Annotated in this window: 15 protein-coding genes and 2 tRNA genes; 11 read left to right on the top strand and 6 right to left on the bottom strand. The window is 65.8% G+C overall.

The genetic code is table 11. From position 1 onward, the window contains the following. The first annotated feature begins 14 nt into the window (after positions 1-14). The 6 genes from AB4879_RS09920 to AB4879_RS09895 all read left to right on the top strand — a co-directional run bounded on the left by AB4879_RS09920 (position 15) and on the right by AB4879_RS09895 (position 5,057). A complete protein-coding gene (locus AB4879_RS09920; RefSeq protein WP_102806087.1) occupies positions 15-1,331 on the top strand; it encodes a threonine/serine exporter ThrE family protein in 1,317 nt (438 codons plus the stop codon). A 40-nt stretch (positions 1,332-1,371) separates the two neighbouring features. Next, entirely contained in the window at positions 1,372-2,370 is a 999-nt protein-coding gene (locus tag AB4879_RS09915) for a phosphotransferase family protein (protein ID WP_370507484.1), read from the top strand. Then, positions 2,367-3,545, top strand: a complete 1,179-nt coding sequence (locus tag AB4879_RS09910) for an acyl-CoA dehydrogenase family protein (RefSeq protein WP_370507442.1) — start codon at positions 2,367-2,369, stop codon at positions 3,543-3,545. The genes AB4879_RS09915 and AB4879_RS09910 overlap by 4 nt, the downstream gene beginning before the upstream one ends. Next, positions 3,542-4,303: an SDR family NAD(P)-dependent oxidoreductase gene (locus tag AB4879_RS09905; protein WP_370507441.1), complete on the top strand. Its 762-nt coding sequence runs from the start codon at positions 3,542-3,544 to the stop codon at positions 4,301-4,303. Before AB4879_RS09910 ends, AB4879_RS09905 begins: the two co-directional genes overlap by 4 nt. Positions 4,304-4,393: 90 nt before the next feature. Continuing rightward, positions 4,394-4,663 (top strand): hypothetical protein, encoded by a 270-nt coding sequence (locus AB4879_RS09900; protein ID WP_370507440.1) that lies wholly within the window; start codon positions 4,394-4,396, stop codon positions 4,661-4,663. A 97-nt stretch (positions 4,664-4,760) separates the two neighbouring features. Then, positions 4,761-5,057 carry a hypothetical protein gene (locus AB4879_RS09895; RefSeq protein ID WP_370507439.1) on the top strand — a complete coding sequence of 99 codons (297 nt, stop codon included), beginning with the start codon at positions 4,761-4,763 and terminating at the stop codon, positions 5,055-5,057. Positions 5,058-5,067: 10 nt separating this feature from the next. Here AB4879_RS09895 and AB4879_RS09890 read toward each other — a convergent pair whose 3' ends face one another. Together AB4879_RS09890 and AB4879_RS09885 are read right to left on the bottom strand one after the other, a co-directional pair. Beyond that, the gene (locus AB4879_RS09890; protein WP_370507483.1) at positions 5,068-5,313 is read right to left on the bottom strand and encodes a three-helix bundle dimerization domain-containing protein; all 246 of its coding nucleotides are present in this window, start codon (positions 5,311-5,313) and stop codon (positions 5,068-5,070) included. 20 nt (positions 5,314-5,333) lie between these two features. Next, on the bottom strand, positions 5,334-5,891 hold the full coding sequence (locus AB4879_RS09885) for a TetR family transcriptional regulator (protein ID WP_370507438.1): 558 nt from the start codon (positions 5,889-5,891) through the stop codon (positions 5,334-5,336). Between the two features lie 83 nt (positions 5,892-5,974). On the opposite strand from AB4879_RS09885, the gene AB4879_RS09880 reads away from it, so the two are divergent. Next, positions 5,975-6,382 carry a hypothetical protein gene (locus AB4879_RS09880; protein ID WP_370507437.1) on the top strand — a complete coding sequence of 136 codons (408 nt, stop codon included), beginning with the start codon at positions 5,975-5,977 and terminating at the stop codon, positions 6,380-6,382. Beyond that, complete coding sequence (locus AB4879_RS09875) at positions 6,379-7,830, top strand: FAD-dependent oxidoreductase (RefSeq protein ID WP_370507436.1); 1,452 nt, start codon at positions 6,379-6,381, stop codon at positions 7,828-7,830. Before AB4879_RS09880 ends, AB4879_RS09875 begins: the two co-directional genes overlap by 4 nt. Positions 7,831-7,864: 34 nt before the next feature. On the opposite strand, the gene AB4879_RS09870 is transcribed toward AB4879_RS09875, so the two are convergent. The 3 genes from AB4879_RS09870 to AB4879_RS09860 form a co-directional block, all read right to left on the bottom strand. Next, positions 7,865-8,986, bottom strand: a complete 1,122-nt coding sequence (locus AB4879_RS09870) for a GGDEF domain-containing protein (protein WP_370507435.1) — start codon at positions 8,984-8,986, stop codon at positions 7,865-7,867. 178 nt (positions 8,987-9,164) lie between these two features. After that, positions 9,165-9,237: transfer RNA gene (locus AB4879_RS09865), tRNA-Arg, on the bottom strand. 41 nt (positions 9,238-9,278) lie between these two features. Then, positions 9,279-9,367, bottom strand: a tRNA-Ser gene (locus AB4879_RS09860). 84 nt (positions 9,368-9,451) lie between these two features. On the opposite strand from AB4879_RS09860, the gene hisC reads away from it, so the two are divergent. After that, on the top strand, positions 9,452-10,522 hold the full coding sequence (gene hisC / locus AB4879_RS09855) for a histidinol-phosphate transaminase (protein WP_370507434.1): 1,071 nt from the start codon (positions 9,452-9,454) through the stop codon (positions 10,520-10,522). Here hisC and AB4879_RS09850 read toward each other — a convergent pair. Beyond that, positions 10,512-11,099 (bottom strand): TIGR03086 family metal-binding protein, encoded by a 588-nt coding sequence (locus AB4879_RS09850; RefSeq protein ID WP_370507433.1) that lies wholly within the window; start codon positions 11,097-11,099, stop codon positions 10,512-10,514. The two genes, hisC and AB4879_RS09850, sit on opposite strands and share 11 nt — an antisense overlap. Positions 11,100-11,168: 69 nt before the next feature. On the opposite strand from AB4879_RS09850, the gene cysK reads away from it, so the two are divergent. Then, entirely contained in the window at positions 11,169-12,104 is a 936-nt protein-coding gene (gene cysK, locus AB4879_RS09845; protein ID WP_102806075.1) for a cysteine synthase A, read from the top strand. Positions 12,105-12,108: 4 nt separating this feature from the next. After that, positions 12,109-12,693, top strand: a complete 585-nt coding sequence (epsC, locus tag AB4879_RS09840) for a serine O-acetyltransferase EpsC (RefSeq protein ID WP_102806074.1) — start codon at positions 12,109-12,111, stop codon at positions 12,691-12,693. Positions 12,694-12,987 lie beyond the last annotated feature (294 nt).

Genomic DNA, 12,987 nt, shown 5'->3' with positions numbered 1-12,987 from the left:
GTAAGGATGCGGATATGAACGACAAGCGACGGGCTCGGCGCACACGGATCTTCGACGCGATCCGCAAGATTCCCCCTGAGCCGCTCGGTCCACCGGACTCGCACGACCAAGTCGAAGTGGCGGCGATGCTGCGGGAGATCGGCATCGCCCTGCTCGAAGTCGAGCAGCCGACTCAGCTGGTGTATGCCCGCCTGCTGGAAATCGCCGCGCAGTACACCACCGCTCCGGTGCGCATCGTCGTGCTCCCCACCGTGCTGATGATCCAAGTGGGCACCGTCGCCTACGAGGTGGACACCTCCACGACCTATTCGGTCCAGCTGAACATGGCCGGCCGCATCGACGACATCGCCAGTCTGGCGTCCGTCGGTGCGATCACACCCGCTGATGCCGTCGAGTCGACCAAGCAGGCGCGCGCACTGCGCCCGCGATTCGGCCCGGTCGCCACGACCCTCGGATATGCCGTCACCACAGTCGGTTTCGGCATGGTCATCAATCCGACCTGGGCCTCGCTGCCGGGCTACGTGTTCCTCGGCCTGGTGGTCGGCGCGATCGCCCTACTCGGGCGCCCGTTCCCGTCGCTGAGCCCGGTTCTGCCCACGCTGGCCGCGATGATCGTGACGATGCTGGCGACCTGGTTCGTGGCCGACACCGCGAATGACGGCCTGCTGCGGGTGATCGCACCAGCCCTGGTGGCGATGTTGCCGGGAATGTCGTTGACGATCGGCGCGATGGAGTTGGCCAGTAACCAGCTGATCGGCGGCACCAGTCGGCTGGTCTACGGGATCGCCCAGCTGGCGCTGCTGGTGTTCGGCGTCGCGTTGGGTGTGCATGTCGCCGGCGAGGTGCTTCCGCAGACCCCGTCCACGCAGATGGGTCCGTGGGCGCTCTATGTGGCGATCATCGTGGTGGGGTTCGGGCTATACGTGTATCTGTCCGCACCGAAGGGCTCGCTGGTGTGGTTGATGGCCGCGATCGCGGTCGCACTGGTCGGCCAGGCAATCGCCGGAAAGTTCGTGGCGGCAGCCTATTCCGGCTTCATCGGTGCATTCCTGACGGTGCCGTTCGCGATGCTGGCATCGCGGATCAAGACCTCACCCCCGGCGATCGTGATGATGCTCGCGGCGTTCTGGGCGCTGGTCCCGGGCGCACTGAGCTTCGAATCGGTGAGTCAGGCCGCCACCGGCGGCAACATCGGCGTGGCCAGCCTGGGCGTGACCGGGGCGGCGATCCTGTCCATTGCGCTGGGCACCGTTATCGGCTGGAGCGTGTTCCGCACCATCGACGCCAGGTTGCCCTGGCCGAAGGGATTGGCTCAACCAACCGTACGGTAGGTTCACCTGGGTGAATGAGCTGAGCGCGGTCAGCGCATGGATGTCGGAGCAGGGCCTGGGTGACGGCCCGCTCGAAAACGTCTCCGAAATCACCGGCGGCACCCAGAACGTCATGCTTCGTTTCACCCGCTCGGGTCGTGAGTACGTCTTCCGCCGGGGACCCCGTCACCTGCGCCCGGTGAGCAACAAGGTGATCCTGCGCGAGACCCGCGTGCTGCACGCGCTGGCCGGTACCGATGTCCCCCACCCGCGACTGATCGCGGTGTGCGATGACACCGCCGTACTCGGCGATGCCGTGTTCTATCTGATGGAGCCCGTCGACGGGTTCAATGCCGGCTCGATGTTGCCGCCTCTGCACGCCGGTGACGCCGGCATCCGGCACGGGATGGGACTGTCGATGGCGGAGGCGGCCGCCAAGCTCGGCGCCGTCGACCACGTCGCGGTCGGTCTTGCCGACTTCGGTAAACCGGACGGATTCCTGGAACGTCAAGTGCCGCGGTGGCTTTCCGAACTCGAGTCCTACAGCGGGTTCGACAACTATCCGGGACCCGACATCGGCGACGTCGACGCCGTCGCCACCTGGCTGCAGCAGAAACAGCCCAGCGACTGGCAGCCGGGCATCATGCACGGCGACTACCACGCGGCCAACGTGATGTTCTCGCCGACCGGGCCCGAGGTGGTGGCCATCGTCGACTGGGAGATGTGCACCATCGGCGACCCGCTGCTGGACCTGGCCTGGATGCTGGCCACCTGGTATGCGCCCGGCCGCGATTCGGTGCTGGGCAACGCCCTCATGGGCGCAGGCGGCCTGGCCACCCCCGACGAGCTCATCGAACGATACGCACAGAACACCACCCGCGACCTGTCCAACATCGACTGGTACACAGTGCTGGCCTGTTTCAAGCTCGGCATCATCCTCGAGGGATCGAATGCCCGTGCCGCTGCGGGGCTGGCCCCCAAGGACGTTGGCGACCATCTACACATCGCGACAGTGCGCTTGTTCGAGCGCGCCCTAGCACTCATGGAGGGACAACGATGATCGATTTCGAGATTCCCGACGACCTGGCCGCGCTGCGCGATGAGATCCGCGCGTTCGTCGTCGAGAAAATTGTTCCCTACGAACGAGATCCACGCGTCACCCGGCACGGCCCCAACGAGGACCTGCGCACCGAGCTGGTCGGGCTTGCCCGCGACGCCGGCCTGCTGACGTTCCAGGCTCCGCACCGCTTCGGCGGGCGTGAACCGTCGCATCGCGAGCAGGCGGTGCTCTTCGAGGCGGCCGGCTGGTCGACGCTGGGGCCGGTCGCGCTGAACTGCGCGGCACCCGACGAGGGCAACATGTACCTGCTGTCCAAGATCGCTACCGAGGAGCAGGCTGACGAGTTCCTGGTTCCGGTGATCGACGGCCGCCAGCGCTCGGTGTTCGCGATGACGGAGCCCGGCGGCGCCGGGTCCGACCCGAATCAGCTTGCCACCGAAGCGGTTTTCGACGGCACCGATTACGTGATCAACGGGCGCAAGTGGCTGATCACCGGAGCCAATAAAGCGCGGACGTGGATCATCATGGCGCGAGTGGCGCCGAATGCGCATGGTCCCGACGGCCCGACACTGTTCCTGTGCGACGGCCAGACTCCGGGTATCGAGCTCGAGCGCGTGATGGACACGATGGACCGCAATTACGTCGAAGGGCACGGCGTGGTGCGGTTCAACGACTTGCGGCTGCCGGCCGCCACCGTCCTGGGCGAGGTGGGCCAAGCGCTGCGCTACGCCCAATTGCGGCTGGCACCAGCGCGTTTGACGCACTGCATGCGTTGGCTTGGTGCCGCATCGCGGGCACAGTCGATCGCGATCGAACATGCCCGCACCCGAACGGGTTTCGGCAAGCCGCTCGGCGAACACCAGGGTGTCAGCTTCATGCTGGCCGACAACGAGATCGCCCTGCAGCAGTGCCGCCTGGCGATCTGGTGGGCCTGTTGGACGCTGGACGGCGGGGCCAAGGGACGCCACGAAAGCTCGATGGTCAAGGCCTACGTGTCCGAGGAGCTGTTCAAGGTGGCCGACCGCTGCGTACAGATCCTTGGCGGTATGGGCATCTCCGACGAAACCCCGGTCGGTGCAATCTTTTCCGACATGCGAGCCTTCCGGCTCTATGACGGCCCGACCGAAGTCCACAAGTACGCGATCGCCCGCCAGGTGCTGAGGAACCCGTCATGAGCATCCTTGATTCGTTCCGGCTCGACGACAAGGTCGTGATCGTCACAGGGGCGTCGTCAGGGTTGGGCGTGTCGTTCGCGCAGGCCTTCGCCGAGGCGGGCGCCCACCTGGTGCTCGGGGCTCGACGAGTCGAACAGATGGCGGGCACCGCGGCCCTCGTCGAAGGAGCCGGCCGCAAGGTGTACACCCGCAAAACCGATGTCGTCGACCCCGATCAGTGCGAGCAGCTCGTCGAGTCGGCGATGAAGGTGTTCGGCCGAGTGGACGTGTTGGTCAACAACGCCGGGGTGGGAACCGCGGTGCCTGCTACCCGCGAGACGCCCGATCAGTTCCGCAAGGTCGTCGACGTCAACCTCAACGGGTCGTACTGGATGGCGCAGGCGAGCGGCCGGGTCATGCAACCCGGAAGCTCAATCATCAATATTTCCAGCATTCTTGGCATCACCACCGGCGGTCTGCCGCAGGCCGCGTATAGCGCGTCGAAGGCTGCTGTGATCGGCCTGACCCGGGATCTGGCCCAACAATGGGGCCCGCGCAAGGGAATTCGCGTCAACGCGCTGGCTCCCGGCTTTTTCCAGAGCGAGATGACCGACGAATACCAGCCCGGCTACCTGGAGACACAGCTACCACGAGTGATGGTGGGCAGGATGGGCGATCCGGTCGAATTGGCCGCTACCGCAGTATGGCTCGCGTCGCCGGCCGGGGGTTATGTGACGGGGCAGACAATTATCGTCGATGGCGGCTTGACGATCACCTAGTGATCACGATCACGCAGCGATTCGGGGCCTCTCAGCACTCTCACACGATTGCGACATCCGCTTTTAAGAAGTATCTGGGACTCTCAGTCCATGTGGTTCGACCTGTACCTGTTGTCGGCGGTCATCGCGGCTGTCGGCGCGTGGCTGATCACTCCACACTTTCAGGCCTACGATCCCCCGACTGACATCGTCCGCGGACTCTGTTGCGCTGTCGCCGGAGCCCTGTGGCCCATCATCGCGGTCGGGGCCGTCCAGATAATGGCCGTGCGCTACGTCGCGCGCCGCATGGGTCCGCCACGCGTGGAAACAGTCGATCTCGTTCCGGTCGTCCCGCTGCCGGACGCCACCGTGCACTCCTGATCGCAGGTTCGACGGCCCGCACAATTGCGTCGTAAACGCGGCACCTCCTGAGGAAATCGGCGACTATTGACGCCTACCGAAGAGGAGGTCGTCCGTGATGGTGCGCGAAAGACTGGTATCGGCGAGCCTGGTGGCTGTCACGTTGACCGCGATCGCGCTCTCGGCGGCCGCGACGGCCTCGGCTGACGACTCGGGCAGCGGCCTACTGTGGCCGGATCCGACCGAACCGTACTACTGGGACGACAACGAGAACCCCGGCAGCACCGGGCCCGCGCCGCTACCGGCCGACGACCTGTATTGGAAGGAAGGCCAGGACGCCGGCGGCACGGGTAATGCCCCGCAGACAGGCGGTCCCGAGTACACCGATGAGGGCGAGAACGCCGGGGCCGTCTAGCCCACGCCGGTTAGGACGACCAGACCAGTAGCGAGTTTCTGCGGGAGAGTTCTTTCCGTGCGCGACGCTCGACGAGAAGTGGAACGAACTCCCGGATCGCGCTGTCCTGGAAGTGATCGTGGGCGCTGGCAACCGCTTGGGCTACATCGTCACGAGGGACGTCCGAATAGGTGGCCGCCAGGCGGTCGATGACCTGCTCGATCAGCGTAACTTCACTTACGTTTCCCACTCTATTAACTCTGAGCCATGGGGTCATCGCCGTCAATTTGACGTCCGTCACGGTGCCGGGTCGCCGAGGTAATGCGCCACCACCGGACGCAGCCACTCTGTGAGCGTCGCGTCATCCATTGCCACGAGCGGGGGCAGCGCCAGGATGTAGCGCGCGACCGCGAGGCCCAGCATCTGGGAGCCGACCAATGCTGCCCGCTCCGCCGGCCGATCCGGGACCACGGCTGCCAGCGCGGGACTCACCTGGTCCACAAACACTCCGAGCAGCGCATCGGCGGCCACCCGGTTGGTGGCCGCCGAGCGCAGCAGCGGCAGAAACGGGCCGTGCGGTCCCCACACGTCGACGAATAGCGGAAGCACCAGGTCGACGACATGCTCGGGCGCGACGCCGGCGAGGTCGGGGAAGGTGATTGCCAGTCGCGACGCGGCAGCGAAGAGGTGGGCCTTGGTCCCGAAGTAGTGCATGACCAGAGCCGGATCGACTCCCGCGGCCGAGGCGATGGACCGGATGGTGGTCCGCTCGAATCCCCGTTCGCCGAACTGGGCGCGGGCTTCGGTCAGAATCCGCGATCGGGTCACTTCGCCGTCACGCGACTTGGCCGTCATTTCACCAGTCTATTCAACAACTGTTGACATCTCCAAGCAGCAGTTCTAGCGTCGAGTTCAACAACTGTTGAGGAGGCGTCGACATGCCAGTCACTGCCATTCAGATCGGGCTCGATCCCGACGTGATCGACTACTCATCCCCGGACTTCATTCAGTTCCGCGGGCTCTCGAGGGACCGGCTTCGCGCCGCCAACGACGAGAACGTCGCCGCGATGCGGGCGGCCGGCTATCAGGTCGACAACTGCCTGATCGGCTTCGGCGCGGCCGGCATCGAGAAGGCCCGCCAGTGGCTCGACGCCAAGAGCTACGACGCGGTGCTGATCGGCGCCGGCGTCCGCCTGGTCGCCGGCAACACCCTGCTCTTTGAGTCCATCGTCAACGCCGCCCACGTCAGCCAGCCCGGCTGCCGGTTCGTCTTCAATCAGGCGGCGAAGGCCACCCCCGACGACATCCGCCGCTGGTACCCCGATCCGGAAGGAGCGCTGCGATGACCGACCATGACGTCGATGTACTCGTCGTAGGAGCGGGGCCCGCCGGCTTGACCGCGGCGGGGGATTTGGCCCGGGCCGGCCGCTCGGTGACCGTCTTGGAGCGCTGGTCCACGGTCAATCCGTCGAGCCGCGCGTTCGCGGTGATGGCCCGCACGCTCGAAGTGCTCGATGCACGCGGCCTGGCCGGGGACGTGCTGACTCAGGGACAGCACGCGCAGCGGATCAGGATCTTCGGTGACGCCCAACTCGATCTGACTCACCTCGACTCGCCCTACCGCTTTGTTCTGATCACTCCGCAAACCACTGTGGATGCCGCGCTCGCCGCCTACGCCGAAGCGCAGGGAGCCGACATCCGGCGCGGTATCGAGGTGCTCGATCTGGTGCAGGATGAGGCCGGAGTGACCGTCGCCGCGCGGGCGCACGACGGATCCGGACCGCTGATGCGGTTTCGCGCCAAGTACGCGATCGGGGCAGACGGCGCGCACAGCACGGTGCGCCGACTGATCGGGGCGGAGTTCCCCGGCAAGACGCTGTTGTCTTCGGTGGTGCTGGCCGATGTGAAACTGGCGCACGGGCCGGATGACGGGCTGAAGCTGGGCAACACCCGGCAGGTGTTCGGATTCCTGGCACCGTATGGCCGCGGTGACGCCGACGGCGCGTGGTATCGCGCGATGGTGTGGGACCGCAACCATCAGGTGCCCGACACCGAGCCGGTGGACAACGCTGAGGTGATCGAGGTCCTGAACCGGGCGTTCACGGCAGATGTGGGCGTGCTCGAGATCAGCTGGAAGTCCCGATTCCATTGCGACGAAAGGCAAGTCGCACAGTATCGGCACGGCCGGGTATTCCTGGCCGGCGACGCCGCGCACGTGCACTCCCCCGTGGGCGGCCAGGGAATGAACACCGGCATCCAGGATGCGGCCAACCTCGCGTGGAAGCTGGCCGCCGTGCTGGGTGGAGCCGACGACAAACTGTTGGACAGCTATCAGGACGAACGCCATCCGATCGGCCGCCGGGTGGTGTTGCAGTCCGGCGTGATGACGCGTGCGGTGACGCTGTATCCGCGGGTGGCGCGTGCGATGCGGAACCTGCTGGCGCCCAGGCTTCTTCGCGTACCGATGGTGCGCGATGCCGTGGCGGGCAGCTTCGCGGGTACCGGGCTGCGGTACGGCCGCCGGGGGCCGGTGGGCACCCGGGCAACACAGATACCGCTGGACAAGGGCCGGCTGACCGAGCTGCAGCGCACGCCGTGGTTCGCGTTGATCCGCGAACGCGGGGTGCCGCCCGTCGACGTGACCGGGGTGCTGCAGGCCGAGCGGACCGACGACGGTCCCGCGGTGTTGGTGCGACCGGACGGCTACATCGCGTGGACGGGATCTTCGGCCTCCGCGGGATGGCGGACGGTGTTGAAGGCTTGCGCACCCGCACAGGCCGCAGCGGCGCCCTAAACCCCTACGACGCCGTGGCTTTCGGTAGCGGTGATCAGCTGACCGGGGGTAGGTGGACGGTGGTGTTGCCCCCGTTGCGCTTGGCGTCGAACATTGCGAGGTCCGCCCGCTGCACGAGCGAATCGAGAACTGAAACCGGGTCATCTCCGGCAGAAGCGAAGACATCCGCTGCAACACTGGTGACGCCGACGCTCGCAGTGATCGAGTGCTCGGCCGGAGCAGCGATTGCGTGCCGGATGTGGTCGGCCCCCGCACTCGCCAACCCGGACTCGACCAGGTCGACGACGACGAACTCCTCGCCGCCGATCCGGGCCACCAGCGCGGTGCTGCCCACCGCTGACACGATCCGGCGAGCGCACAGGATCAGAACCTCGTCGCCGGCGATATGCCCGAAAGTGTCGTTGATCGATTTGAAGCGGTCCAGGTCCACGACGATCACCGCCACCTCGGTGTCCGCGGCGACGACGTCCCGGAACAGATCGGCGAGGTGAAGTTGCAGACCCCGCCGGTTGAGCAGACCGGTCAGCGGATCAGTGATCGATTCGTTCGCGTCGTTACGCATCGACCAGATCGCGAGCTGGATCCCCAACGGGGTCCATGCCACGGGCGCCACGGCGGCGAGGGTCTTGACGGTAAAGGCAGCGATATCCAGATGAGTGGTGTCACTTACATGCAGAGCGAAGGCCGTGGTCGCCAAAAGCAGCCATAGCACGTGCGCTGCAAGGTATTTCGGACCGTCGAAGAACATCAGATATACCGAGATCATCGCGAAGGCATTGAAGGCGAACAAGCCGAGCAACCAACTCGCATCCAGCACAGCCACAGCGGCTATGCCGATGTCCGCAGAAATGACGAAAGCGAGTGACACCCGCCGAGACGGCCAAGGCCGATAACACCAATTCCAGCCCCAAAAAAGCTGCAGCACAGCGAACATGGCCACGACAACCTGCGATGCGGGGGTGCGGGCCGCGGGAAGCAGGACGAACAGCGACAACAGTCCGTTGGTCCCCGTGCCGATACCGATGAGCACTTGGATCGGCCCGGATTTCGCGCGTTTGGTGAAGTACTGCACCTGCGCGGTGTAGTCGACCGGTTCGGTCCACCACTCACGAAGGTGGTTTCCGAACCCGGCGAAATCGTCAAAGGTTGCCTGCAAAGACCAGCCCCTGTCCAGCTGTCAAGTCAGACGGCGTGAGGTTATTTGAACCGACAATAACCGCCGCGAGTTAGCCAGGGGAACCAACTGTGACAAATTTGCCACAAAGGGCCGGACGCCAGGGCGGGTGTGCACAGTTGCTGGACGAAAGTTGGGTCGTCGACCCTCACACGAAAAGTGCGCCCGAAGGGATTCGAACCCCTAACCTTCTGATCCGTAGTCAGATGCTCTATCCGTTGAGCTACGGGCGCCGTTCTGTCTTCAGTTGTCGTGGCTGACGAATCAGCCGCGGCGGAGGCGAGAGGATTTGAACCTCCGGTCCCCTGTAAGGGGGACAACTCATTAGCAGTGAGTCCCATTCGGCCGCTCTGGCACGCCTCCTGAACTACCTGAGCGTACCGGAGCCTGACTGATGCCCCGAACCGCCGATGGATGAGAGTACACAGCCCACTTAGACTTGGACAAATGACTGCCCGCCTGCGCCCTGAACTGGCCGATCTGCCGGCCTATACCCCGGGTAAAACGGTTCCGGGTGCCATCAAGCTTGCCAGCAACGAGACCGTGCACGGGCCGCTGCCCAGCGTGCGCTCGGCGATCGCCGCCGCCGCCGAGACCGTCAACCGCTACCCCGACAACGGCTACGTCGAACTCAAGGAGCACTTGGCCAAGCACTTGAACAAGTACGGGCCTTTCGCCCCCGAGAACATCGCCGTCGGCTGCGGGTCGGTGAGCCTGTGCCAGCAGCTCATCCAGATCACCTCCTCCGTCGGTGACGAGGTGGTCTTCGGCTGGCGCAGCTTCGAGATCTACCCGCTGCAGGTCCGGGTGGCCGGCGCCACCGCGGTTCAGGTGCCGCTGCGCGACTACACGTTCGACCTCGACGCCATGCTCGCCGCGATCACCGACCGCACCCGCCTGATCTTCGTCTGCAACCCGAACAACCCGACCTCCACCGTCGTGGACCCCGACGCGCTGGCCCGCTTCGTCGCCGCCGTGCCGTCGGACATTCTCATCGTCATCGACGAGGCCTACGTCGAATACATCCGCGACGGGATGCTGCCCGACAGCCTCGGACTGGTCCGAAACCATCCCAATGTCGTTGTGCTGCGCACCTTTTCGAAAGCCTACGGGCTGGCCGGGCTGCGGATCGGTTACGCCGTCGGCGATCCCGACATCATCACCGCGTTGGGCAAGGTCTACGTGCCATTCACCGCGACCACCGTCTCGCAGGCCGCGGCCATCGCCTCGGTGAATGCCGCGGACGAACTGCTGGCCCGCACCGATGCCGTGGTCGCCGAACGCCGCCGGGTCTGTGCCGCGCTCACCGAGCTCGGCTACAGCTTCCCGCCGTCGCAGGCGAACTTCGTGTGGCTGCCGCTGACGCCGGAGGAGACGCCCGACTTCGTCGAGCAGGCCGCCGACAGTCGCGTCCTGGTGCGCCCCTACGGCACCGACGGCGTCCGGGTGACGATCGGCGCACCCGAAGAGAACGACGCGTTCCTGGCGTTCGCCCGGACGTGGATCGCTACCCGCTGACGGGCGTGCGGCCGGTGAAGGCAACCAGCCGGTCCAGCTTCGAGGCGTACTCCGCAACCTCGACAGGGTCGTCGAAACCCGCCCTGACCCGGCCCTCCGGGGTGATGATGCGGTGCGCCAGGCCCGACACGTACTCGGTCAACGAATCCGGGGCATCGATCGGTCGACCGATCGCCGATGCGTAATCCCACGCGTGGATCAGGAATTCAACGGAGAGGATGCCGGCCATGTACCGCGCGGGCGCCTCGTTCTCACCGAACGGGACCGTGCCGTCCAGCCCGCGGCGCCGCCAGGCGTCCACCGCGGGCCGGGCCGCGGCGATGACCTGGCGTTCGACGGAGTCATCGGGGTTGCGCTCCGGGAACTGCGCGCCGGCCGCGCCGCCCAACAGGGTGATCGAATGCAGCAGGTGATCGGTCAGCCCGGCCACGTCGAACTCGCGGCACGGCGTCTGCTTGTTCACATCATCGGAAGCAATACCGTGCATCACTTGTTGGAGAACCTGGAGCGACGCTTCAGCACTGGCCAGTTCGTCGGTCGGTGGAGCTTCCGGTCCGGAGGTCAGTTCGTCAGCCATGCCCCAACCGTACGACCAGCGGCCGACAGAATAGTGTTCGGTGGGGTGCCACGAGAAGGGACGCGCAGCATGGGCAAGATCTATGACAACGTCACCGAACTGGTCGGCCACACGCCGCTGGTCCGACTCAACCGACTGACCGAGGGCCTCGACGCCGAGGTCGCGGTCAAGCTCGAGTTCTACAACCCGGCCAACAGCGTCAAGGACCGCATCGGAGTGGCGATCATCGATGCGGCAGAGGCCTCCGGTGAGCTGAAGCCCGGCGGCACGATCGTCGAGGCCACCAGCGGTAACACCGGCATCGCGCTGGCGATGGTCGGCGCGGCCCGCGGTTACAAGGTCATCTTGACGATGCCGGAGACGATGTCGACCGAACGCCGGGTGATGCTGCGCGCCTACGGCGCCGAGATCGTGCTGACCCCCGGCTCCGAAGGCATGGCGGGCGCGGTGGAGAAGTCCCGCCAGATCATCGCCGAAACCGACAATGCCGTCTCGGCGAACCAGTTCGGGAACCCGGCCAACCCGGCCATCCACGAGAAGACCACCGCGGAAGAAGTCTGGAACGACACCGACGGCAAGGTCGACATCTTCGTCGCGGGCATCGGCACCGGCGGAACCGTCACCGGGGTGGGACACGTACTCAAAGAGCGCAAGCCCGGCGTCCAGATCGTCGGAGTCGAACCCAAGGACTCGCCGCTGCTGACCGAGGGCAAGGCCGGACCGCACAAGATCCAGGGCATGGGAGCCAACTTCGTTCCCGAGGTACTCGATCGCGGCTCCTACGACGAGATCGTCGACGTCGAGCTCGACGACGCCATCAGGGTGGCCAGGGACCTGGGAACCGCGGAAGGCATCCTGGGCGGCATCTCGTCCGGTGCGATCGTGTGGGCCGCCCTGGAAATCGCCAAGCGTCCGGAGAATGCCGGCAAGCTCATCGTCGCCATCGTGTGCGACTACGGCGAGCGCTATATCTCCACACCACTTTTCGAGCACATCAGGGACTGACTTCATGGGACTGCTGTCCACACTGCGTGAGGACCTGAGCAACGCGCGCGGCCACGATCCGGCCGCGCGCGGCGATGTCGAGAATGCGTTGGTCTACTCCGGCCTGCACGCCATCTGGTCCTATCGGCTGGCGCACCGGCTGTGGGCCAGGCCGGCACTGCGTGGTCCGGCCCGGGTGCTGTCGCAGCTGACCCGGTTCGCCACCGGTATCGAAATCCACCCCGGTGCCACCATCGGCCGCCGGTTCTTCATCGACCACGGAATGGGTGTCGTGATCGGCGAGACCGCCGAGATCGGCAACGACGTGATGCTCTATCACGGCGTGACGCTCGGCGGCCGCTCCCTGGAGCACGGCAAACGCCATCCCACCCTCGGGAACCGAGTGGTCGTGGGCGCCGGAGCAAAAATCCTGGGCCCCTTGGTTATTGGTGACGACAGCGCCATCGGCGCGAACGCCGTGGTCACCCACGACGTGCCTGCGGACTCGATTGCGACCGGCATTCCCGCCGTCGTGCGGCCGCGCAACGAACGGCAGCGCGAACAGCTGGTGGATCCGACGTTCTACGTCGACCCCGCGATGTACATCTGAGATACCGCCTGCGCTCACGCGTTGTTACGTGCCACCGACCCGATATTCATTGGTGCAAAGAAGCTTTCGTCTTCGTCGAGATCGTGACGGCGATCGGCCCCTCCACTATCGACCGGTCCGCCGCATCCTCGGATTCTGCTGATCGGCGAGGGCGGCGACCAGGCCGGCCCGTCGGCTTGCCCCAACGCAACTGAGCCGTACCTCGGTACGGTCGGGCTCGGCGGATGTCCCCGAACCGACCTCGGGAAGCCGCCCGGCGACCGCAGGTGACCCTGGAGTGACGCTGGCGGCGGC

Source organism: Mycobacterium sp. SA01, from assembly GCF_041287105.1.
Lineage (GTDB): Bacteria > Actinomycetota > Actinomycetes > Mycobacteriales > Mycobacteriaceae > Mycobacterium.
Note: the sequence above shows the minus strand (reverse complement) of the source record. Positions and strands in the feature narration are given on the sequence as shown.